The 24406-nt window shown below is 27.6% G+C and carries 18 protein-coding genes; 3 read left to right on the forward strand and 15 right to left on the reverse strand.

Going from position 1 to position 24406, the window contains the following annotated elements; translation table 11 throughout:
• Positions 1 to 27: 27 nt before the first annotated feature.
• A complete protein-coding gene (gene tnpC, locus KEC93_RS20600) occupies positions 28 to 1638 on the forward strand; it encodes an IS66 family transposase (protein WP_111944661.1) in 1611 nt (536 codons plus the stop codon).
• A gap of 297 nt (positions 1639 to 1935) precedes the next feature.
• Entirely contained in the window at positions 1936 to 3099 is a 1164-nt protein-coding gene (gene alr / locus KEC93_RS20605; RefSeq protein WP_077869948.1) for an alanine racemase, read from the forward strand.
• A 440-nt stretch (positions 3100 to 3539) separates the two neighbouring features.
• Here alr and KEC93_RS20610 read toward each other — a convergent pair whose 3' ends face one another.
• The 14 genes from KEC93_RS20610 to KEC93_RS20670 form a co-directional block, all read right to left on the reverse strand.
• Entirely contained in the window at positions 3540 to 5345 is a 1806-nt protein-coding gene (locus KEC93_RS20610) for a dynamin family protein (RefSeq protein WP_012060271.1), read from the reverse strand.
• Between the two features lie 5 nt (positions 5346 to 5350).
• Positions 5351 to 7123, reverse strand: coding sequence for a dynamin family protein (locus tag KEC93_RS20615; protein ID WP_012060272.1), 1773 nt, complete (start codon positions 7121 to 7123; stop codon positions 5351 to 5353).
• Positions 7124 to 7129: 6 nt separating this feature from the next.
• Positions 7130 to 7831 carry a PDDEXK family nuclease gene (locus tag KEC93_RS20620; protein WP_236892061.1) on the reverse strand — a complete coding sequence of 234 codons (702 nt, stop codon included), beginning with the start codon at positions 7829 to 7831 and terminating at the stop codon, positions 7130 to 7132.
• A complete protein-coding gene (locus KEC93_RS20625; protein ID WP_012060274.1) occupies positions 7828 to 10341 on the reverse strand; it encodes a dynamin family protein in 2514 nt (837 codons plus the stop codon). The genes KEC93_RS20620 and KEC93_RS20625 overlap by 4 nt, the downstream gene beginning before the upstream one ends.
• Positions 10342 to 10883: 542 nt before the next feature.
• Positions 10884 to 11615 (reverse strand): aminotransferase class IV, encoded by a 732-nt coding sequence (locus tag KEC93_RS20630; protein ID WP_012060275.1) that lies wholly within the window; start codon positions 11613 to 11615, stop codon positions 10884 to 10886.
• Positions 11615 to 12970 (reverse strand): aminodeoxychorismate synthase component I, encoded by a 1356-nt coding sequence (gene pabB, locus KEC93_RS20635; RefSeq protein WP_039771574.1) that lies wholly within the window; start codon positions 12968 to 12970, stop codon positions 11615 to 11617. Before pabB ends, KEC93_RS20630 begins: the two co-directional genes overlap by 1 nt.
• Positions 12957 to 13547 (reverse strand): anthranilate synthase component II, encoded by a 591-nt coding sequence (locus KEC93_RS20640; RefSeq protein ID WP_012060277.1) that lies wholly within the window; start codon positions 13545 to 13547, stop codon positions 12957 to 12959. Before KEC93_RS20640 ends, pabB begins: the two co-directional genes overlap by 14 nt.
• A gap of 312 nt (positions 13548 to 13859) precedes the next feature.
• A complete protein-coding gene (locus KEC93_RS20645) occupies positions 13860 to 15041 on the reverse strand; it encodes an SAM-dependent methyltransferase (protein ID WP_023973110.1) in 1182 nt (393 codons plus the stop codon).
• A gap of 228 nt (positions 15042 to 15269) precedes the next feature.
• Entirely contained in the window at positions 15270 to 16457 is a 1188-nt protein-coding gene (locus KEC93_RS20650) for a class I SAM-dependent rRNA methyltransferase (protein WP_012060279.1), read from the reverse strand.
• 342 nt (positions 16458 to 16799) lie between these two features.
• Positions 16800 to 17249 (reverse strand): Hsp20/alpha crystallin family protein, encoded by a 450-nt coding sequence (locus tag KEC93_RS20655; RefSeq protein WP_012060280.1) that lies wholly within the window; start codon positions 17247 to 17249, stop codon positions 16800 to 16802.
• 329 nt (positions 17250 to 17578) lie between these two features.
• Positions 17579 to 18472 carry an IS982 family transposase gene (locus KEC93_RS20660; protein WP_023977109.1) on the reverse strand — a complete coding sequence of 298 codons (894 nt, stop codon included), beginning with the start codon at positions 18470 to 18472 and terminating at the stop codon, positions 17579 to 17581.
• A gap of 97 nt (positions 18473 to 18569) precedes the next feature.
• On the reverse strand, positions 18570 to 20003 hold the full coding sequence (locus tag KEC93_RS20665) for a methyl-accepting chemotaxis protein (RefSeq protein WP_238893172.1): 1434 nt from the start codon (positions 20001 to 20003) through the stop codon (positions 18570 to 18572).
• 11 nt (positions 20004 to 20014) lie between these two features.
• Positions 20015 to 20251, reverse strand: a complete 237-nt coding sequence (locus KEC93_RS26625; RefSeq protein ID WP_238893173.1) for a hypothetical protein — start codon at positions 20249 to 20251, stop codon at positions 20015 to 20017.
• A gap of 382 nt (positions 20252 to 20633) precedes the next feature.
• A complete protein-coding gene (locus KEC93_RS20670; protein WP_172462688.1) occupies positions 20634 to 21794 on the reverse strand; it encodes a MerR family transcriptional regulator in 1161 nt (386 codons plus the stop codon).
• Positions 21795 to 21983: 189 nt separating this feature from the next.
• Here KEC93_RS20670 and KEC93_RS20675 point away from each other — a divergent pair, with 189 nt between their 5' ends.
• Positions 21984 to 22805 (forward strand): FlxA-like family protein, encoded by an 822-nt coding sequence (locus KEC93_RS20675; protein ID WP_077869829.1) that lies wholly within the window; start codon positions 21984 to 21986, stop codon positions 22803 to 22805.
• 94 nt (positions 22806 to 22899) lie between these two features.
• Here KEC93_RS20675 and KEC93_RS20680 read toward each other — a convergent pair whose 3' ends face one another.
• Positions 22900 to 24075, reverse strand: a complete 1176-nt coding sequence (locus tag KEC93_RS20680; protein ID WP_031275518.1) for a DegT/DnrJ/EryC1/StrS family aminotransferase — start codon at positions 24073 to 24075, stop codon at positions 22900 to 22902.
• Between the last annotated feature and the right edge of the window lie 331 nt (positions 24076 to 24406).

The following is a 24406-nucleotide window of genomic DNA, read 5'->3' on the forward strand; positions in this document are numbered from 1 at the left end:
TGCCTATATTTGTTGTGAGGTATAAAAATGGATATTTTAGATTTAGAGAATCAGCTCGATGAAAAAACAAAATTATTGATTTCTAAAATGGAAGAACAAATTCAATCAAAAGATAAAGAAATTGATAATTTAAAAAAGGAATTAGCTTTTCTTAAAGGACAACTTCTTAATAAAAACAGAAAAATTTTTGGACAATCTAGTGAGCAAGTTGATTCAAGACAGATATCTCTTTTTAATGATGCTGAAAAAAACAGTGATCTAAAAATAGAGGAACCTACCATTGAAGAAATTACATATAAAAGAAAGAAATCATCTTCTCATTCAGGGAAAAAAGATAACTTATCCGACCTAGATAGAGTCATAATTGAGCATAAAATTAATGATTCCGAAGCAGTTTGCGATAAATGCGGAAATAATTTAGTTGTAATAGGCAAAAAATCAAAAGAGATTTTAAAGTATAAGCCAGCAGAACTTTACATAGAGGAACATATTTCATATACATATGCATGCAAAAATTGCGAAGCGGATGCAGATAAAGTCAATATAATTTCAGCAAAAATACCAAATACATTCTTATATAAAAGTATGGCTTCAAATGAATTATTAGCTCATGTTGTGAGCATGAAATATCAATATGCAATGCCGTTATATAGAATGGAATCATATTTTAAGATGATGGATGTTAATCTTTCAAGACAGACATTATCTAATTGGATAATAAGTTGTGCAACTGAGCTTAAGCCTGTTTTTAACTATATGAAAGAGGAGCTCTTAAAAAGAAATTATATACATGCCGATGAAACATATCTGAAGGTTATTGAAGAAAACGGAAAAGATTCTAACTCAAAAAGATTCATGTGGTTATATCGCTCCGGAGGCATTGAAAATCCAGTAATTCTATATGATTATCAAAAAACAAGATCTGGATCTTGTGCGGAAGAATTTCTTGAAGGATTCTCAGGCTATCTTCAAACAGATGGATATGATGGCTATAATAAGGTTAAAAATATAAAAAGATTATATTGCATGGCTCATATTCGAAGAAAATTCTTTGAAATAATATCATCATTAAGCCCTGAAGCTTTAAAGCAATCACATGCATTAGAAGGGTTTAATTATTGTGAGCAACTTTATGAAATTGAAAAAGAGCTAAGGGAACAATACATGGGGAGTGATGATTATTATGCTGATAGACATATAATAAGGCTCAAGAAATCTGACCCTATCCTTAAAAAATTTCAAGAATATGTAGATAGTGAAATTGTTGATGCTCTTCCTAAAAGTCCTTTAGGTAAAGCTCTTGCATATGCGCAAAAGTTATTGCCATATATGAGAACTTTCTTAACGAACGGATGTCTTGAAATTGATAATAATGCAGCCGAAAGAGCTATAAAGCCATTTGTAATTGGCAGAAAAAATTGGATGTTTTCCAAGACTTCAAAAGGCGCATCGTCAAGCGCACTTCTTTATAGTATTATTGAAACGGCTAAAGCCAATGGCTTAGCAACTGAAAAGTATTTAGTATATTTATTTGAAGTGTTAGCAAGTTCGGAAATTAAAGAAAGGGACATACTAGAAAAATGTATGCCATGGTCGGAAAACATTCCAGATCAACTGCGTGTCAAGACTACCAAATAATTATTTACATATAAAAATATACCTAACAGAGAATTTAAACCTTTCTGTTGGGTATATTTTATCACTTAAATTGCGCTATCGCTACGCGTCGATTCTTTGACGCTTACAATTAAACAGGTAGAAAATAGTATAAAAACCACTGTATATATAAATTCTAACATTAGTGGTTCTTTTTTTATTTCTATCTATTAACTAAAATATATTTTGTAAGAATACTTAAATTAGTTTATAATCAATAGCGATTAAAGATACTAAACATAGTTTTTAATATAAATAATAATTGTGAGGTGTAGGCAAATGCAAAAGATACTTAGGCCTGTATATGCAGAAATAGATTTAGATGCAATAGCTTATAATATAAAAAATATAAAGAAGTTAGTGAAAGATAAAGAGATAATCGCAGTCGTTAAAGCGGATTGTTATGGTCATGGAGCTTTAGATGTGGTTCCAACTTTACTTGAAAATGGTGCATCAAGACTTGCCGTAGCAGTACTAACAGAAGGAATTGAACTCAGAAATGATAATATAAAAGCCCCTATTATGATACTCGGATATACCCCTTCGTATCTAAATGAAGAATTAATAAAATATGATCTTGAACAAACTGTATACGACTTAGATTATGCGAAAGAATTATCAAAAACAGCATTAAGCCTTAATAAAAAAGCTAAAATTCACATAGCGATTGATACTGGAATGGGAAGAATAGGATTTCTACCAACTGAAAAAGCAATAGATGCTATTTGTAAAATCTGTTCTTTAGAAGGACTAGAAGTAATCGGAATATTTACTCATTTTTCTACTTCTGATGAGAAGGATAAAGAATATACTAATGAACAATTTGAAAAATTTACGGATTTGCTAAAGAAACTTTCAAATCTTAATATAGAAATTCCTATAAAACACGTCTCTAATAGCGGTGCAATCATGGACATGCCAGAAACTTACCTAGATGCTGTCCGTGCTGGAATCATACTTTACGGATATTATCCATCACCTGAAGTAAAAAAAGAAAATCTTTCTTTAAAGCCAGCATTGACATTAAAAGCAACTATAACACGTGTTCAAGAAATGGATGCAGGTATGTCTATAAGTTATGGAAGAACTTTTAAGACTGAGCGAAAAAGTTTAATAGCTACTATACCAATAGGATATGCAGATGGTTATTCTAGATTACTAGCTAAAAATGCTAAAGTCATTATAAATGGACAATTTGCTCCTATTGTCGGAAGAATATGCATGGATCAATGTATGATAGATATTACAGATATTAATGGTGATATAAAAGTTGGTGATGAAGTTATAATCCTTGGTGAACAAAATGGACTCAGATTTAATGCAGATAATTTCGCAGAAATAATGGGAACAATAAATTACGAAATACTTTGCATGCTTAAATATAGAATCCCGAGGGTTTATGTTAAAAACGGAAAAATATTTAATGTAAGAAATTATCTATAGATTCAATCAACTTTACTTATAAAAATAAACTTGATATTTAGTTATTTCTAATTAGTTAATAAGTTATAAATAAGCTACTTCTATGTAAGCGCAAATAACGATGTATATGTAAATATGCATATACATCGCTATTTATATTTATTAATAAAATCTTATATTGCTAGTTTCAATGTTTATCCTATAAACATTCTGGCATACTAATTTCAGAGAATATCGCCTCAAAATATAACTTTAATTGACTACCTTCCTATAGATCAAGGTTTATAAAGGGTTCCTTATTGAAAATTTGAAATATATCAAGCAGCGAAATTTTATATTCATATGGAACAAATATGTATTCAATTTCGGCTGATATCCATATAAGTTCAACTCTCATTTCAGAACCCTATATTCTATCCACTTTAAATACATTAAATATTCTTATTTGCTTGAATCTGCCATTACTTTGTCATATTTATAAGCAGGCATTTATATAATAAAAATTCTATTTCCTTCTTTAATCTAACTAATTCTTCGGAACTTATATTTTTCAATTCATCCTTTGTATTAGTGAATTCCTCACTTAATTCATCAAATAAAACTAATACTTCTTCTTTACTTATTTCTTTCAGTTCATCTAAGTATTTTCTTAAAGACCCTTCAATATTATTAGCCCAATTATCTATAGCGGTTACAGATATTTCATTTATCTTTTTCTGCCATGTCAACGAATCATATAAAAAGAATATTGAATCCGTAAAAACATTTAAAGATTCAGTAATTCCCTTTAAAGATGTAGCCCTTATTGTTTTTAATAAATGATTTAAATTATTATTAACTTCTCCAACAGATGATTTTTCAAATGTATTAGAAAGCTTCTTTAAATTTTTACTAATAGCATAATCCTTTTCTGAATTATTGAATTTACCTTTATATACTGTCCTAAACATTTCTCCTGTAGCTCTTTCAATAGAATCCCCTCTATGCTTTTCTATGATATCTTCTACAACCTTGTTATATGAAGGTGTACTTCTTTTAACATTCTCCTTTAGCTTAATAATTTCTGCGTTTAGAATGTTCTCAACTTCTCTATCTAAATTAATAACTTCATCTTCAATATAGGTATTTAAGTTTTCAGTTTCCTCGCTTGTTAACTTTGGAACATAGTAGTGCTGCATTAAGGTGAAGGTTTCTTCCTTCATTGACCATTTGCTTTCATCGTATATATAGTTCGTAATATTCTCTTTGATTTTCATATCGGATTTTCCTATAAGCCTTACTGCTTTTAATTTTATTTTTACAAATCCGTTTTCTATAACATCTAGTATCTCATCTTTTTTATCTAAGAATTCCTTAATTACATTAGCTTTTTCTACTACCTCTTCTTTTTTACATTCTATTTCCGCAATTCTAGAACTGATTTTTATATCGCATTCACGCAATAAGTAATCCTGATAATTCTTTAGAGTTTCTGAAAGCTCTCCTTCTTTATCTGGGTCATTAACTTTTTTGTATATATAGTTCCAGAGCTTATCTGTGTCAGGATTCTTTTCAATACTACTTTCAATAAGAAATGTTTCTATATCTTTATGGATACATTCACAAACGCTGTTTCTAATTTCATTGATTCTTTTATTATCCATATCTATATTTTGTGGGCACATATTTACTGCGAGTACAACTTCCACATTATTGTTTATAATTTCGCTAACATACTTTAAAAACTGAAAATCGTCTTCTCCAACTCCAGTTTTATACGACACAACATATATTATAAAATCACTTTCTGGTATAAAATTCTTTAAAACTTCTTCGTGCCTTTCAACAAGTGATCCATATCCAGGAGTATCGAAAATCCTCATTCCAGAATATCTCGAATCTTTACATGGTCCAATATATCTTAATCTATTTATATTACCATCGGGTTTTACTGTAAAATTCGAAAAACTATCATCATCCAAAACATCTATGCTTAAATCATTATTTATAGCAAATAAGGTTTCTTCAGAACTCTCGTCTATTATAACTTCTGTGACAATTCCAGTTGTTGGTTTAACACTCTCCACTAGTATTTTCCTTTGAAAAATACTGTTTATTAACGCACTTTTTCCTGAGCTAGTTTCCCCTAGCATGACAATATAGTGAGCTGGATTAATTATTCTATCCTTTATTAATAAATTCTTCGATGTAATTTCATCATTATCAAGAATATTAACTACCTTATCAATCCTGTTTTGTCTATCAACGCAGTTTTTAAAAATATTCATAATATTTATTTCTCCTTATATTCCTCGATTAATTCCCTTAATATTTTTAAATCTTTTTCAAATTCTAAAATACTTTCTTCGTTATAAGTAGTTTCATACTGTTTTTCCAAGTCTTCCACATCTTGTTTAAAGACATTTTCTAAATTAGATTTCATTGCCTTTATAGATTCGTCTATTTCCTTTTGTTTTGCCATTAAATCTCCAGTTATTTCTTCTTTTAAATATATTTCTAAATCTTCTATCATTGGCTCCAAATCTTTTAAAGTATAATTAGCTCTACTTTCAACTATTTTTTTCCTCATATGATCTCCAATCAAAGAAAAGGCTAAACTTATTCCCATCCCAACCAAAATTCCTACAGGACCACCAAGCATTCCTACTGCTCCAACTGTCCCAATTACTCCGGTTGATACCCCAAGTAATGCTGGAATTGACTTTTCATATTTTATTGAACTCTTTTTATTAAAGAATGATATATTCTCATAGGTTCCATTAAAACCTTTTATTCTTATATTTTCAAATCTGCTATTTATATTTTTTATAAATTCACCAATACTGTTCAAAATCTCATCCATTATATCATTTATCGCTTTATCGGACGTCTCTTTATATATTAAGCTAAGTCTATTGCCATCAACTATTCCTTTATTTATAATTCTTCTTAATTCTACTCGTAAATTTTCAATGTTCTCTTTTATTACTTTAGATGAATTATCTATAATATTATTCATTTCATCTTCTGCATAAGTTCGAAAATCTCTTAATTTTCTTTTATTCTCCGATAACATTGTTTTTATCTCTTTGATTCTTTCTTCCTTTTCTAAAGTATTTTGATTGTCCTTATTTAATGCTAAAGTTTTATAAGTATTTATCCTATCATTAATGTTTTCTAAAACTTCATTAACTCTTTGGCTTAAGACCTTCATTAAATCTTTATTATATTCCTTTGAAATATTTTTAATTTCTTCTATTACATTAACTATTCCTGAATTATTATAAGCTGCTTCATCTCCAGTGAATTTCCCTTTTACAGCCTCATAAACATTTACTATATCAACTTTTATATCTCTTTCTTCATTATGAGAATAACTTATACTACTTAATACGCCAGAGTTATGTTCTCTTGCCTCATTTGCATCTTCAACACTTTCATCATTCCATTTATTTTGAACAAAAATAGTATTAGCTAATTTAGGCCACAAAGCATTTATAAAGCTTTTCTCCGATCTTGTAATTGGTGGATTTGTCCTAATTAAAAATATTCCTGCTGTTAGCTTGTCTACATATTCTAAAGTAGTCTTCTGATTTTGTGGGGTCAAACTTCCAACACCAGGCAAATCTACAAGTACTATATCATCTTTTAAAACATCGCTCTTGTTATATAATACTATTTTCGATACTTTAAGATTATTGGCTTCATTATAATCATTATGTACATATTTTTCCAATTCTTTTATGCGTATATGCTCTTTTCTTCCGTTTAGATAATATACTACAGCTTCATCAGTATTTTCTCCATATCTAACCTCAACTGGTACGCAAGTTGTTTCATCAACATCTGTGGGTAATACATTTTCCTCCATTAGTATGGCATTTAAAAAACTACTCTTTCCTGCACCTTGAATCCCTAAAACAGGAACCATTATTTCTTTCTTATTCAAATTCTCAATAAAATGTTCAAAGTATCTGTTATAATCTATACCTTGCTTATCATTATTAAGATATTTTTCTAATAAGTTAGAAAACCTTTCATCTTCTATTAAATTTATATATGTCATTTCCTATTATCTCCTTCTTCCAAAAAGCTTAGAAAAGAATGATTTATTTCCCCACTCTACCTCTTCTTGTATATAATCAATCTTATTATTAAGCTCATCTTCTAATTTACTTATTAATTCTATTATACTATCTTTATCTTCAATTTTACTGTCAATATCCTTAATTTTTCCTAAAATTGAATTTTTATTATTAATTAGATTATATTCTATAGATTTGTCTAAAGATTCAACTTTATTTTCAATAGATTTTTCAACCAAGTCTACTTTTTCTTCTATCTTATCTAAGTTAATATTATCTAATTTATCTAAAATCGCTTCTTTATTACTTGCCGCATCTTTTACTACTTTTAATCCTAATATTGCCAATCTTTCTTCTATAGATTCAAATAATACCTTACTTTGCTCTTCCACACTCTTTTGTATTACTGCTTCCAATTTCGTTTCTGTCATTTCTCTTATCTTTAATATGCTTTTATTTAAATCTTCAAGTTTTTCTTCGAATTCTTCTTCATGAAACTCTTGAAAATTTTCTCGCAAGTCATTTATTTTTCTCTCAACTGGCTTTAATTTTTCAGTTAGCTCTTCTGTCATATTTCTAGATGCTCTTGTAAGTAAACTTAACATATCATCCTGTATTTCGCCCATTATATTTTTTGTAACTTCATCGCTTTGAATTAAAATTGATCTTTCTTCCATATATTCATTCATACTCCTTCCTCTTTAGAGGTATTCAAAAAATAGCTTAAAATCTTTTCAATAGTTTCTTGTTCTTCTACTCCTCTTGACAAAGGATTTTCAATCAGTTTTTCTTTTATAACTTTATAATCACTTATCAAAAATTCATGAATTTCCTGTGATTCTATTAATGCCATATTATATATTGGATTTTTGGAATTAATTAATATATATTCAGGCCTTATACTACTAAACCTGCTAATAACTTTATCTTTTAGGTTTTTAACTTCTATCAGAAGCTCCTCTATATTATTTGCATTTATAAATTCTCTGCATGAATCTATTACTAAATTCACTGATAAATTACTATTTTCCTTAAAGAAATAGTTTAAATTTCTGCTTTCTAAAATCTGCTTCTTAGAATTTCCAATTTGTATTCCATTAAAAATAATAAACATACTATAAGTCATATCTTTTATCTGTTTAAGTTTTTCATAAAATTTAAGCGTACCTTTTCCAGATTCATAGATAATAGCTATATCTTCAAAACTATATAAACCTTCTCTCTTTATTAATTCACATTCTTCAAGATCTAGATCAATTCCATACATTCTAGAAATGAAATCTCTGCAAGAATCTATATCCCATGTCCAAAAAAGCTTTAGGCCCATACTGTTAGACTTTTCTTCACACTTTTTATTTATATATTTTCCAACTAATAGGTAGTTCTTTTCTAAAATTTTATTACTCAGCATATAAAAGTTATAATGTAACCTTGAAATACTGTATGAAATATTTTTTTCATAATTATCACTTATTATTGCTACCTCATTTTTCACATCAACTCTTAAATTAGAAAGCTTGTCTTTAATACCTATTAGATCCTTAGTTACTTCTCCTATATCATAAAGCTCTATATTTTGCTCTTTTTTTTCTTCAAATTCTTCTGTTCTTCTTGATACTTCCTCATAGAAAGTATCTATTGCTTTTGTATATTGATTACTCCATTCTTTTAATATACTTATATATTTATTCTTATTTTCACTACATATTTTTTGGGCCCTCTTAATAGTCTCATCTTTATCAATTATTCTCTCGTCATATCCTACTTCTTTATATCCCCAGTCCTTGTCAAATATATTAGACAATAATCTTTTCCCCTTATTTAGAACCCCTTCTTTCTTAAATAACACAGTTCTTTCTTCATATTTATGCTTAATCTCAATATTTTTACTTTCGATACTCGGCAAAACATAAGAGGATCTTATATCTAAATTAAGACTATCATATATTCTTCTTTTATCTTTTTCACACCTCTTAACAGTGCTTAAAATATCACTTTCAATATATAAATTTTTATTGTTAATTCTATCTACTATGTCTAAATAATCTTCAATATTTTCAGATGATACAGATGATATTTCCTTTATTATATTTGAAGTAATGTTTTCAATTTCTTTAATCTTTTCAGCTATTTCATTCTGAGCAGTCTCAAATTTATTTGCAAGATTATCAAGCTCTTTATTACTTACTTTTATTAAATCTTCTATTTCACCTAAATTATTTCCCTTTATAATTTCTTGATCAGTTGAAATTATGCTATTAATTTTTTCTATTAGACTTTCAGCTCTCCGTCCATTAAGCTTTGGAATAGTATTTTCCGCACAATTTTCTATAGCATTAATAAAGATTTCAAAATTAGAATTATCATATCTTTCCTTATCTTTATCTACAATTCCCAAAAGTCCATTAAGTGCTGATATTTGAATAACTTCCGATATTTCTTTATCATCTGTAATTTCCATTAAGAGCCTCTCTGCTCTCTTTTTATACTTTTTTAATATAGTAACTTTATCTTCTTCAACTATTCCATTCCTGCCAATCTTTTCTTCAATTGAATCTATCATGTTTTGTACTAGGATTATCTGCTTGTCTTTCTCACTTACTATCTTAATTTTTTCAGCATTCGTTGCATCACTATTAGCCTTAACCGTAGTCACAAATATGCATATATCTATAGTTGGAAGTAATATCTCCAATGTCAATTTTTCATGATTTTCTAAGTTCCATGCATCTAATCCTGGACTATCGATTATATGTATTTTCTCATCTAACATAAAATAAGGTGTTTTTATATCAATCTGAGTAACATTAAGCGTATTTCCAGGATTCCTGCTCTCATCCGCATATTCTGCTATAGCATCTTCATTTAGATTTTCCGTCTCTAATATTTTAGGTCCACTATCCTTAAAATAAATAACGGCTTGTCTCTTTAGTCCTTTTGATGCCGTAATTATAATACTTGAACTAGGCCTTATAGCCATTGGTAAAATCTTTTCACCAAGAAGTGCATTTACTAAAGTAGATTTTCCACTACTAGTTATCCCCATAATAGCAATTCGTATTATATTATCATCATAAATACTTTTTCGTTCTTCAAACCATGCTATATCCTTATTGTATCTATTCTCTCTATAATTATTTTTACTTAAAACTCCTCTTATCTCATCAATTATATTCAATATGTAATTATCTTTTCTCATAAAACTCTCCATAACAACTATACTAATTCATACTATATCTTCCTTATATATTTTCATAGTTCTGATAAGGCATATGAAATAAAATAACAAATTCAAAATGCCATGATTATTTTTCATTAGGCAAAAAATGGACTCGACAGATGAACTTATTGTTTTTTTAATTATGCCTAAATATATCTTATCATAATTAAGCATACTTATCTAAGCAAATACTTACTGAATAATAAAAATTTCACAATTTTATTTCCAAATTCTACACAATAATATGTGTTGTTGCTAAAAAACCCCTATTATATATTTTAACTTGTCAGATTTATTATTAATTAAGAATCACTTATATTAATTTGCCAAATATAAAAACTTGAAAGAAATATCTAAGTATTCTTTCAAGTTTTTTATAAATGTATATATTGCAAAAATAATTTTTCATAATAATTCTAAAAATATTGTAAGGATTTTAGTCGCGATTGTGAATTTCAATATATATATCAAAATCTTCATAAACCAGAAATTTGTTCTTTGTTTTAATTATAAGTATTATTCTAATTTCTCAAATTTTCATTAAATATATGTCTAAACTTTTCACTATTATATTTAATTTCATTAATCTGTTTTATAGACATTGCCCCCATTATACTATTTGTTATAATTACCTCTTCTGAATGTGTTAAATCATCTATAGTAATGCTTTTTTCAGTCACCTTAAATTTTTTCATAATCTTATCTCTTATTATACCTTTTAATAATCCATCTTCACTATTTGGAGTAAAAATTTCATTATTTTTTATCATAAATATATTTGCACAGCTCGTTTCTGTAACATTACCTTTTTCATTTAAAAATATCACATCATCGTAGCCTAATTTCTTAGCATTCTCTTTTTCAATTATGTTTTCTATATAGCATGTAGATTTGATAGAGGCCAATCTTGAAGTACTGTTACGTCTTACCTTTGAAATTGTTAACGACATTCCTTTTTTATAATCGTCATTTTTATATGCAATTTCTCTTTCGGTTATTATAATGTTTAAAGGTGTAACAGTTATTTTTAATACTTTGTCTTTTATCTCCAACTTATTTAAATGATCTCTTAAAAATTTTTCTTCCACTAATGGCTGTAAATTTAATTCCATCATATCTTTTTTTAATCTCTGTAAATGCTCTTCTAAATATATTGGTTTTTCCTTACAAAGAATTGTTTCAAATATTCCTCTTCCAAAAAATAATCCATCGTCAAGCATTACTTTATCATAATTATGAACTATCCTTCTCACTATAATACCTCCATCAACGCTTTAGCTTTGTCTATTGTCTCTAACCACTCCTCTTCTTCAATAGATTCCCATGTTATTCCTCCACCAACTCCTAAATACGCTTTATTACCTTTTCTTATAATAGTTCTAATAACTATATTAAAATCACTATTTCCTCTTAAATCGAAGTATCCTATAGACCCTGTATATATATTTCTTTTTAGCTTCTCAAGCTCCTCTATTATTTCCATTGCGCGTATTTTAGGCGCTCCTGTAATTGATCCACCCGGAAAACACTCCCTTATGCACTTTACTGAAGACACATTTTCTCTTAATCTTCCTTCTATTGTTGCCACAAGATGAAATACAGTCTCATACTCCTCTAACTTAAAAAGTTCTGTAACTTTTACTGATTTAGGTTTACAAACTTTACTCAGATCATTTCTTTCTAAATCAACAATCATTAAAAGCTCGGATTTATCTTTTTCCGAAGCCATTAACTCATTTCTATTTCTCTCATCTTCCTCATAATCTTTTCCTCTAGGTCTAGTTCCTTTAATCGGCCTTGTTTGAACCTTACCATCTAAAATTGATAAAAATCTTTCAGGTGAAGAACTTATTATTTGAAAATCCTTAAAATTCATATATGCTGAAAATGGTGCTTTATTTGTATTTCTCAATTTTCTATATATTTCATATGGCTTTTCATTATTATTACACCATATCCTTCTAGTCATATTAGCTATATATACATCTCCACTTCTTATATATTCTTTAAGAGATGCTATAGCTTTTTTATACTCTTCCTTATCGAAATTTGAAAAGAATTCATTATTTGTTTTTTCTAAATTTACTGGAAGCCCCTCAATATAATTCTCTAGACACTTTTCTATATTAAGTATACTATTTTTAGCTTCTTCAAGTTGTCCAACTGAAGTTATATAAGTTTTTTTATTTTGTAAATCAAATATTATTAGATTGTCAAAGAAAATAAAAATGCTATCTGGTATACTAAAATCTTCCTTTGATTCATCTGGAAGATCCTCTAACACTCTTCCTATATCATAAGAAAAGTAACCAATAGCACCACTAACAAAAGGAAGTTTGCTATTAATACTAATTTTATAATTCTCAATAATTTTATCCAATTTTTCAAATGGATCTACATCATTATATTCTTCATTATCAATAGTTACTTTTCTCCCCTTAGAGATAAATTTTTTATATGGATTCAATCCAATAAAAGAATACTTGGATAACAATTTGTCTTCTTTCGAACTATCTAAAAATATAGAATCTTCACTATCTTTAAAAAGATCATATGTATAAAAAGGATTATAATATGTATTTAACTCTTTAATCTTAAAATCTACCATTTCTAAACCTCTTGCACTCTAAAATAAAATTTTCTAAGATTTTATGCCCTTCTTCCGTAAGTTCTGCTTCTGGATGGAATTGAACTCCATATATAGGTAATTCATTATGTCTAATTCCCATGATTACCCCATCTGACGTTTCTGCCGTAACCAATAATTCTTTTGGGAGTTTCTTCTTATCAATAATTAGAGAATGATATCTTGTTACCTTTAATGGATTTTTAACATTATGGAATATTCCGCTATTATTATGTGTTACTTCACTTATTTTACCATGCATAGGCCTGTCGCCTTTAATTATTTCTCCGCCAAAATAATGTCCTATACACTGATGTCCAAGACATATGCCCAATATAGGAGTTTCATTTTTAAATTTATCAATAATATCTAGGCACAAGCCTGCTTGCTTGGGATTTTTAGGTCCTGGTGAAATAACTATACCATAATATTTATTGTTTCTGATGCTCTCAATATTAATTTTATCATTTCTAACTACATCCACAATTTCTCCAATCTCTTCAAAATATCTGACCAGATTATATACAAACGAATCATAATTATCTATCATTAGTAACACTTTAATCATTCCTTTTTAACTTTAATTATTATAACTGTATATGTTATTATTAAGTTTCTGCATTTCTATCTTAATTGAACTCTTGTTCTTGAGCTACTATAATTTTAAATATAAATTTATTATCTCAACATATATACTATTAGTCACATATTTATTTTAGCATTAAATAAAACTCTGTTCCATTGGTTGTATTTTCTCGTTCGTAATTTAAAATAATATCTAGTCAGTCTTACTCTTCACAATAAATTACATTAAGTATCTTGTATTGCTACATAAGAATTACTTATATGTATAATAAATAATATATAAATTTTATTTATTGTACATATATTCTCTTGTCATAGGAATATCATCATTTATTCCTTTAGAAATTAGTAATTGATGAATATCTATCACTCCATTATTAAATATTGCCGCACATGAACAAAGATAAAGTTCCCACATTCTTATAAATTCTTCATCAAACATTTTAGAAACTTCACTTAGATTGTTATTAAAATTCTCTCTCCAATATAGTAAAGTCTTAACATAATGCCTTCTAAGATTTTCAACATCGATAGTATGGAAATTATAATTACTACAAATGTCTATAATTTCTCTAAAACTTGGAATAACCGCTTCTTTAAGAATATACTTTTTAATCCATGGATCTACAGAATATTCTTTTAATGAATTGATATAATCCAATAAACATAACCCTTTTGGTTTTAAGACAGAATCAATATTTTTTATAAATAGTTCATAATTCTCTCTTCCTATATGCTCAACCATGCCAACACTTACAATTCTATCAAATGATAATCCACTTTCAGCTAAATTTCGGTAATCCATAAGTCTAACTTCTAGTAATTTTTCAAGCTTTCTTTCTTTTATTCTTTCATTAAATTTTTTATATTGCTCTTTGCTTAATGTAATTCCAATACCATGAATACTATATTTTTCTGCTGCTTCAATAAGTAAAAATCCCCACCCACATCCTACATCCAAGACGCTCATGCCTTCTTTTATGTCTAACTTTGCTAGTATATGATTAATTTTATTAATTTGTGCGTCATGCAAACTATCATTATTTGATTTAAAATATCCACATGAATATGTCATAGTATCATCGAGCCATAAACTATAGAAATTATTCCCTATATCATAGTGCTCTTGAATCTCACCTTTTTGTTTTTTTGAAGAATTGGATTGAAAAATCGTATTTTTTACTGGCTTACTACCTGATGAGATTTTATCAATCTGACTAATAAATATATTTATAACTTCAAATAAATCTCCTTTTATCTCTATATTCCCTTTCATGTAAGCTTCACCAATAGCAAGGAACGTACTTCTAATTAAGTCTGTTTTACTTATTTCTCCCTTAATATTTATTTCGAATTGAGGCGTACCCTTCCCTATAATAAATTCTTTATTATTTTGAAACTTAATCCTATATGGTATATCATCAAATTTTGACAAATATTTAACATAAAGACTATTTATTAGATTCATATAGAATTCCTTTCTATAATTTAAATACTGATTAATTTATACTATTATATAATTTCAAATATGCTATACATTAAATTCTATATTCAATATAAATAATTAAAGAGACAGTCGAGAACGCACAATAATTTTACGCTTCTCTAACTATCTCTTAACTAACTTCTCAAGTCATTTCATTTTGTATAATTATCTTTTTCCTCATTTTATTTGCTAATTTTTTTGTTACTTTCTTTAGTGCATTTTTACAATCACAACTTTTAAATAATTTCCCTCAGGAAATTTATCTGTAACTGCAAAATCTTCTGAAAGAGTATGTTCTTCTAGAATTTCATAATTTCTATGTGATTCTTTAAAAGCTTCATCTATAAATTTCTTAAATTTGCCCATATTAAAAGTAGCACAGTTTGTTGAAGCTACAATTACTCCTTCATCCTCTGTTATATCTATAGCTGATTTAACCAATCCTTTATAGTCTTTTGCTGCACTGAATCTATTATCTTTTGATGTTGCAAAGCTTGGCGGATCAAGAATAACCACATCAAATTTTAATTCTTCCTTTTTTGCACGTTTAAAATATAGGAAAATGTCTTCAACAATTATTTCATGTTTTGTGAAATCAATATTATTTATAGTAAAGTTCTCAGTTGTTTTTTCTAGACTTCGGCTTGCTAAATCAACACTTGTAGTAATAGCACCACCTTTTGCAGCTGCCATTGAAAATGCTCCTGTATATGAAAAAGTATTTAAAACTTTTTTATTATTGGAGTATTTATCTTTGATAGACTTTCTTACTTCCTTTTGGTCTAAAAATACTCCAACCATAGCCCCATCATTTAAATAAATTGAGAAATTAACTTTATTTTCTTTAACTATAAGAGGTTCAGGTGCTTTTCTTCCACAAACATAGCTATCTTCATCTACAACCATACCATTTTCTTCAAATCTCTTTTTTTCATATATACCATCAAAAGAAACTAAACTTTTTATAGCTTTAATTATATTGTCTTTAAATGTATATATACCTCTGCTATACCAAGTGATGAGATAATATTCATCGAAATAGTCAATCGTAAGCCCACCTATTCCATCGCCTTCACCATTAAATACTCTAAATGCAGACGTGTCTTTTGAATGATAAAATTTCATTCTTTTGGAAAATGCATTCCTAATCTTATCATAGAAAAATTTATAATCCAAATTGCTATTTTTACTGTTACTTAAAATCCATCCACAGCCTTTATTTTGTTTCCCATAATACCCCTTTCCTAAGAAAGTCTTTTTTTCATCTATAAGGGTTATGATTTGTCCTTCCTCTTTTAAATCTTTTATATTATCAAAAGCTTCTTCAAGAATTAAAGGATATCCATTTTTATATTTCTTAACAAATTCTTTTTTTACTGTAAGTATTGCTTCTTTCATATATGTATTTACCTTCCCGAAAACTATTGTATTAAATTCTAAATAATTATACCATAAATCTAAACTAGTTAATTACTAATTTAAAATTGCATATTTTATCGTGTACACTATATATTATTGTTTCTTTGCTCCAGATTAGATACTGATTAATTTATACCATATATAATTTTAAATATGCTATAGATTAAATGCTATATACAATAGAAATAATTAAAGAGATAGTCGTGAACCCGCAATAATTGTACGATCCAACTATCTCTTAAATAACTTCTCTATTCATTTCATTTTTGTCTAATATTTTATACATCAAATTACATATAATATACTTGTTTAATCTATAAACTATTGAATTAAAATTCTACTATAGTCTCTTATAGTTTCGTTTAATTTAGGTAATATAATTTGCAATTCTCCATTTTGGAATTTTGCAGAAATTCTTGATTTATCAACGTTCTCAACATGAAAAGTCCTTGATATTTTTCCATAAGCTCTTTCTCTTCTAATATAATTATCTTTTTCTTCATTTATTTCTTCATTTCTAAGAGCAGAAATAATTAAAGTATTGTCTCTGTATTCAAGGTTTATATCTTCTTTCTTAACACCTGGTAATTCTGCACTAACTAAATATTCATTTTGAGTTTCTCTTATATCAGCATTAAATTTTTGGTTATTTCCAAAACCCAAACTCATTGGTGAAAAGAAATCATCATTGAAAAATCCATTGAAAAAATCTTCAATTGAGCCTCCCTTCTTGTCTAATCCGTTAGTTCTAAAAGGTATCAATCCAAACATACTAAGACCTCCTTAAGATATTTATTATTTGTTTTTACAAGTAAATTATAGCTAAAAGGTCAAAGAAGGTCAAAATCAGTTTTTGTCCTTTATTTTTTTTCTCTTACTATATATTTCTATAATATTAAATTATCTTTTACTTACATAGTATTTGCTTTTATTTTCTCTAATTTTTTATTGCTTATATATTTTTCATGATCTCTATTCTTTCACTTTGATTTCAAATCATATTTAACGTGAGTTCGAAAAGCTAGAATATTTTATGGGTAAATATGGTTATGAAAAAAAGCAAAAAAGTATCCTTGTAATCTTGTGGCTCGATATTCCAATTATTCCATAGTTAGATATTTGTCCAACTTAAGAGAAGGTTTCTTAGGAAGAAAACTATACGAAATCAATCCTGAAACTATATTAACCGCAAAATTAGTAAAACTTCTATGTCGATTATGCTCTATCTGACATATATTTTTTAGTTGGTCATTTATTGTTTCAATGATAGCTCTTTTCCTAAGAAGAATTTTATCCTCCATTAACATTAATTTATTTTTCATGTTTTTCTTTATCTTTGTTATAAGTTGAATACCTTTGGAATACAAAATATCGGAGATCTTTTTAGATAAATAACCTTTGTCACCAAAAAGTTTTCCAAATAAATCTTTTGCTAATATTTCTATAGTCTTAATTTCTCTATCATCTACATTTCCCGGAGTTAGATAAAAAGAGAGAATATCCCCTTTATCGTTAACAACAAGATGAAGCTTAAAACCATAAAACCAGCCTGTTGAACTTTTACCACGTTCTGCAATTCCTTTAAAAACCTTATGAGAGTGTATTCTTCTATTATGGCATACATTCAAAGTTGTAGAATCGATAAAAGAAATTCCTGTGCACTTGCCAGTTCTAAATTTCATCATGTATAATAGTAATGCAACTAATGATTGTTGCATTAATTCAACAAACCTATTGTAGCTCACAAGCTTAGGAAAATACGGTTTGAGAACAGTAGACACATGCTCAATATAGTATGATTTAAAAGTTCTGTAATTTGACAAATGAAAGTAGATAGTTATTGTCATAACTTCGCTTAATGATAAAGTTTTACTTTTAATCATTGCAAATTTGCGGTCGCTATTTTCCGTTAGGAAATGACTTTTACAGTAATTTTCAAATCCAATACAAAAATTGTCTACATCATAAAATATTTCTACTAATAAGTTTTGCATAAAATCCCATCCTTTGTTTTATTTATTTGGTCGCACTTATATAATAAAACATTTTGATGGGATTTTTTATCCCTTAAATTTTTCCATCGAACTCACGTTATTTAGACATCTTTTCGGCTATATTTTGGGCTTGAAGTGATAATTCTTCAGTTGATGCCGCAGTTTCTTGTGCCTTAGCTGTGTTAATCTGTATAACTTCAGAGATTTCGTTAACTCTCGTTGTCATTTTCATTATCTCATTCGTTTGATCTTGCGATGCTAGTGATATTTCATTGACCAATTTAGCACTATTATCTACATTAACCACTATATTTTGTAATGAATTCGAAGCCTCTTTTGCTAAACTTTCACCTTTTTTAACTGCAAATAAAGAATTTCCTATTAACATATTAGTATTTTTAACTGCATTTGAGCATTGTTCGGCTAAGCTCTTAACTTCATTAGCTACCACCGCAAATCCTTTTCCAGTTTCTCCAGCTCTCGCAGCCTCAATAGCAGCATTAAGCGCCAAAAGGTTTGTTTGTGATGCTATATTTTCTATAGAGCTTGTAATCTTTGAAATCTGATTGGAAGATTGAGCAATCTCCTCTATAGATTTCATTAACTCTTCCATTTTGTGATTTCCTTCAGATACAATATCCTTGGTACTTTCCGATACTTTATTAGCTTCCTCTGCATTTTGGGCGTTTATAGTAACTTTAGTTAATATTTTATTAAAATTGTCTAAAAGTTTTTCTATTATACTTGCTTGATTTGTTGCTCCATCTGATAGTTCTTTTGTAATTAGTGATATTTGTTCTGATCTATTTGATGTTAACTCTACTGTCCTTGATATACCATAGAAATCACTATTCAATGTGTTTATAATACTCTCAAGCGACTCTTGTATAGGAATAAAATCGCATTTATATTGCACATTTTTCTCTAACTCTATATCCAAATTTCCAACTGATATTTTTTCTAAAATTGTTGTAATATCATCTACATATGAGTCTATCATCTCAATAGCGCTAATCAAATTACTTGCCATCTCACCCATTTCATCTGTAGATTCATAGCTACTTTCAACTTTGAGATTTCCATATAATAATTCTTCAGATATTTCTTTTATATTATTAATTCCTTTAATAAATATATCTGTCAACACGCCGCTTATTGTTGACGTTATTATTAGTGTACTGATCATTATGATTATTATAAATCCTAATATTATATTGTTAATTATATCTACCTTATGTAAAAAATTAGATGTTTGTTTTTGAGACTGTTTATATACTTCTATAACTTTATCTGCTATTCCATCTATTTGATAAGAATATGTATTTTCCATTACTGATAAGGCTGATATCTTCTCTTTCTTATTTATCAATTCCACTATATCACTTCTACTTTTTGCGGCTAATTCTACAGATGAATTAATCTCATCAATTAGCTCATAATCAGGTAGTGTTTCTTTTAAAATTTTAGAATTACTATCGAATTCTTTTACTTCTTCATTTACTAATTCTAAATATTTTTGTTCTTTCTCCATATCTTCCTCAGCTATTGCTTTATAAGATTTTTCTCTATTTTTTGTAAACTAATTCTCATATTTGATATATTATCTGAAAGTGCATATGATTTCCTATATGACAAATTGGTTTTATAAGAAAACATATATAAAATACTTACTATTATAATCATGCTTATTATTGTAAACATATTGATTATTAAGAATGATTTTTTTATTTTCTTATTTATTGGATCTCCTGATATAAGTTCATGTAATCTTTGGTACATAACTGTTTCCCCCCGAATAATAAAATACATTTTTCCTTTTTATAATCATGATTAATTTATCTTTCTTGCTAATTAATCACCGAAATTAATGATGGTATGAGTTTTAATTGCATTAATTTTTCTTTTCGCCATTTAATTGATAATGAATTTCATTTACTATTATATCAATTTATGTACCAAATTCAAGACATATATGAAAAAATATGAAATATAAGTAATTCTATAATTTTTTATAACACAAAAAACCTCGCTATAAATTTAATATCTATAGCGAGGTTATATGTTGTGCTACTCTTTCTGTCAATCGTATAATTGAATAAAATTAATATATTATCCATTAATTCTTTTCTAATATATTCTCTACTTTGAAATCTAAATATTCTTATTTCATTGCTTTAAACATACATGTTTTAGTTGTTATTGATATGTCTCCATTTTTCTTAATATATTCTTCTAAATATTTCGTAAATTCTTTTTTCTTTTCACCAATAAGTATTGAACTTCCTTGAATAGTTGAAGCTTTATATGAAACTACTGGTTCAGCCTTATCTACTATTATTTTACCATCTAAAATTTCAACATCTACTTTATGAAAATATTTTTCAAGCATTCCTCTTCCGTGCTCTAGGTCAAATCTTTCTGAATACCCATTGTTATCTAACCCAGAATTAGGTGCAAAATTTTCTGAAAGTCTATTTAATTCTTTCATAGAATTACAAGAATTAGCTGTCACATAAAATACACCATTAGGCTTTAGTACTCTTTGTATCTCAGCTAAAGCCTTTTCTATATCTGGAACAAAATAAATCATATGTTGAGCGATGATTATATCAAAAGTTTCATCATTATAAGGTATTTCTTCAGCATTAATTTCTTCATAATGAAAATCATGATATACATCTTTCAATCTATTTCTTGCGATTCTAATCATACTTCTAGAAAAATCAGATATTGTAATATTTAAAGTATTCTCTATATAATCTTTATTCTTAAACCAAAGCTTTCCTGTTCCACATCCAAGTTCCAGTACATTTGCGTTTAATGAAAAATTCATCTGATTAAAACACCATTTATCAAAATCTATTTTATTTACATTATAGCTATGAAGATTACTTCTAATATTTAAGTTCTTATCTGTTTTATATTGTTCCCTAACCCTACTTTCCATATTAGTTACTTTTATGATATCAATCAAATTACTTGCATCTAGAAAACCATTTTTCTTTGCTGTATTTTGTGCTTTATTAAAAACATCAATTACAGCCTCAATATGTTTCTTCTTTTCTTCCAAGGCTTTCTTTTGAATACTTATCATATTCTCTAGGTTTTCTCCACTTTCATGTAATATATGACTTATTTCATTTAGCGACAACCCAATGAATTTTAAGGTTGTAATCTGCTGAAGCTTTAATAGGTCTTCTTCACAGTAAATTCTATATCCAGAATCAGTTTTTTCACTAGGCTTAAGTAATCCAATTTTGTCATAATGAAGTAATGTTTTCACTGTCACTCCTGATTTTTTAGCAAATTCACCAATTTTCAATTCATTTCCCTCCATAACATTATTCTAATCCATTACCTTAGGGTATAGTCAACTCTAATTTTAAAGAGACACTATCTTTCATGACCTTTCCAATAAATTTTAATTAATATTATTAACCATTTTATACGTTATACTCTTATTTTTTCCCATATAATTCCGATAAAATAATTGAAGGAGGAATAATTAACAATGAGTAGTATAACTATAAATTCAAATCGAATCAATTTATTCAAAAATATTAATATCAATTCAACTGATGACAAAAACAAAAATGTTGTTAATGGTAATTCTAGTATTACTAATAAACAAGATAAAAAAGAAAGCGGTTTAATGCAAAATCTTCTAAAGCAAAAACAAGAACTTAAAGAAGAAAAACAAGCATTGATAGCTAAAGAAATGGACGCAAAAGAGAAAAAAGCTAAAATGGATGAACTAAATCAAAAAATAAAGGATGTTGATTCTCAGATTCAACAGCTAAAGATTCAAGAAAAACAAGAAGAACTTCAAAAGAAACAAGATGAAATTTCAAAGAAAAAAGCTAAAGAGGAAACACCTAACAAAGACGATAATAAAACAAAAGACGATGTAATAATTTCTGCTAGCTTAGGTGAACTTATTAAGATTAGCGGCTCACAAAAAACTATACATTTACTAAAGGATAGTAAAAACAGGCAAAAAGTAGAAGCTGAATATATCAAACCAAATAATATCGAAAACAGCTACGATAATAATCGTTTATCGCAAATAGGCGCAAGCATAGCCAATATAAACATGACCATTTATAAAAAGATTGGAGACATAAATAAAAGTGCTGAACGCATTCAAGCTAAAACAGAATTAGCGCTTAAACAAATCAAAGATAAAGATGACAATAAGTTAAATGAAGAAACAAAGGACATAGATAATAATACTAATAAATTAGATAAAAGTTCAAAAGATAAAGCCAATAGTAAATTAGATACGGAACCTAATAATAATTCATATAATAAAACTACCGAAACTATAGTTTAGCTTCTAAAAAACATATTAAAATATTCTATCAGATTCAAAAAAATATAAGACAGCCCGCCTCATTGTATGGGCTGTTTTATATTTGTAAGAATAATTATAATAATTCTTTAACTACTTTTATAACTTCTTTTGCTATATATTCAGCATCTTCTAAAGATAATGTAGTATATACTGGAAGTGTGATCTCATTTTCATATTGTGCATAGGCATTAGGATAATCTTTAATATCATATCCAAGGTTTTTATATAGAGTTAGCATAGGAAGCGGTTTGTAATGAACGTTTGTTGCTATTCCTCTATCTGCTAACTTTTGAATAGCTTCGTTTCTCTTTTTCTCATCAAATCCTTTAACTCTATAAAGGTATAAATGATATGATGTCTCAGTTCCATTCTCATCTTTTGTAAATGGAATTATTGAAAATTCTTCTTTTGATAAAATATCACTATATATCTTAAATATTTGTCTTCTCTTTTCCAACATTTTCTCATATCTTTTTAATTGAACTAAACCTATGGCTGCCCCTATATCTGTCAAATTACACTTAAGTCCATCATTTATAATGTCATATTCCCATGCACCTGCTTTTAACTTACTTAGAGCATCCTTTGATTGTCCATGCATAGCAGTAAATCTCATATATTTAAGTAAATCCTCATGATCACCAAAGTGGTTGTCATTAAATGTAACGGCTCCACCTTCTCCTGTAGTTAGATTTTTAACTGCATGAAACGAAAATGAGTGAAAATCACATTGAGATCCAACTGGTTCTCCCTTATATTTAGCACCAAAAGAGTGCGCTGAATCGCAAAGTATTATAATATCTTCTCTATTTTTATCCTTCAAAACTTTCTTTAAAGCATCATAATCAAACGGTACTCCTGCAATATCCACTGGCATAATTACCTTTGTTTTATCTGTAATCTTATCAGCAATTTTATCTATATCCATTTCGAAAGTATCTTTTTTAACATCAACATATATAGGTTTAATCCCTCTATGAATACCAACGCTTGAAGTAGCAGTATATGTATATGGAGTAGAAATAATTTCATCCCCCTCTTTTATATCAAATACTTTAAGCACTAGTTCCATTGCAGCAGTCGCACTATTTAATGCTAATGCTTTATTAACATTTAGATAATTTTGTATTCCTTCCTCAAACTCTGCAAGTTTGGGTCCAGAAGTAATCCAACCTGATCTTAATACATTACCTACTGCTTCTATTTCTTCTTCTGTTATATCTGGTGGTGAAAATGGTATCTTTTTCATACAATTCATCCTCTCTAATTTAAGCACAAAATTTTAATATATATGTTGCAATCCATAATGCACATTTCACAATTCACAATTACGGCTAAAATTCTTTCAGTATTTTTAGAATTATGAGGAATAATTATTTTTGTAACATATATATAATAGAATCTATAAAAGTAATTTATAGGAAATAACTTTTATATTAGACTCTCTTTTATATTATTATAAACTCCACCCTTAGGTAAGAGTCAAGTTAAAAATATTTATCTTAGAATAATAAATAAACCACCATTTTCAGCTAGTCTATTTATAAACTAGTTTTTTCTAAAAATAGGTGGTTGTTTAA

Origin of the sequence: Clostridium beijerinckii, assembly GCF_018223745.1 — a bacterium.
GTDB lineage: Bacteria > Bacillota > Clostridia > Clostridiales > Clostridiaceae > Clostridium > Clostridium beijerinckii.

What these genes read in the sequence shown, in the direction of transcription:
- KEC93_RS20655 (WP_012060280.1), bottom strand. Translation starts at nt 17,249, where the DNA reads ATGTTTGGATTGATACCTTTTAGAACTAACGGATTAGACAAGAAGGGA.
- pabB (WP_039771574.1), bottom strand. Translation starts at nt 12,970, where the DNA reads ATGGTAGATTTTAAGATTAAAGAGTTAAATACATATTATAATCCTTTT.
- tnpC (WP_111944661.1), top strand. Translation starts at nt 28, where the DNA reads ATGGATATTTTAGATTTAGAGAATCAGCTCGATGAAAAAACAAAATTA.
- KEC93_RS20610 (WP_012060271.1), bottom strand. Translation starts at nt 5,345, where the DNA reads ATGAATATTTTTAAAAACTGCGTTGATAGACAAAACAGGATTGATAAG.
- KEC93_RS20650 (WP_012060279.1), bottom strand. Translation starts at nt 16,457, where the DNA reads ATGAAAGAAGCAATACTTACAGTAAAAAAAGAATTTGTTAAGAAATAT.
- alr (WP_077869948.1), top strand. Translation starts at nt 1,936, where the DNA reads ATGCAAAAGATACTTAGGCCTGTATATGCAGAAATAGATTTAGATGCA.
- KEC93_RS20660 (WP_023977109.1), bottom strand. Translation starts at nt 18,472, where the DNA reads ATGCAAAACTTATTAGTAGAAATATTTTATGATGTAGACAATTTTTGT.
- KEC93_RS20625 (WP_012060274.1), bottom strand. Translation starts at nt 10,341, where the DNA reads ATGAGAAAAGATAATTACATATTGAATATAATTGATGAGATAAGAGGA.
- KEC93_RS26625 (WP_238893173.1), bottom strand. Translation starts at nt 20,251, where the DNA reads ATGTACCAAAGATTACATGAACTTATATCAGGAGATCCAATAAATAAG.
- KEC93_RS20665 (WP_238893172.1), bottom strand. Translation starts at nt 20,003, where the DNA reads ATGGAGAAAGAACAAAAATATTTAGAATTAGTAAATGAAGAAGTAAAA.
- KEC93_RS20680 (WP_031275518.1), bottom strand. Translation starts at nt 24,075, where the DNA reads ATGAAAAAGATACCATTTTCACCACCAGATATAACAGAAGAAGAAATA.
- KEC93_RS20620 (WP_236892061.1), bottom strand. Translation starts at nt 7,831, where the DNA reads ATGAATGAATATATGGAAGAAAGATCAATTTTAATTCAAAGCGATGAA.
- KEC93_RS20675 (WP_077869829.1), top strand. Translation starts at nt 21,984, where the DNA reads ATGAGTAGTATAACTATAAATTCAAATCGAATCAATTTATTCAAAAAT.
- KEC93_RS20615 (WP_012060272.1), bottom strand. Translation starts at nt 7,123, where the DNA reads ATGACATATATAAATTTAATAGAAGATGAAAGGTTTTCTAACTTATTA.
- KEC93_RS20645 (WP_023973110.1), bottom strand. Translation starts at nt 15,041, where the DNA reads ATGAATCTAATAAATAGTCTTTATGTTAAATATTTGTCAAAATTTGAT.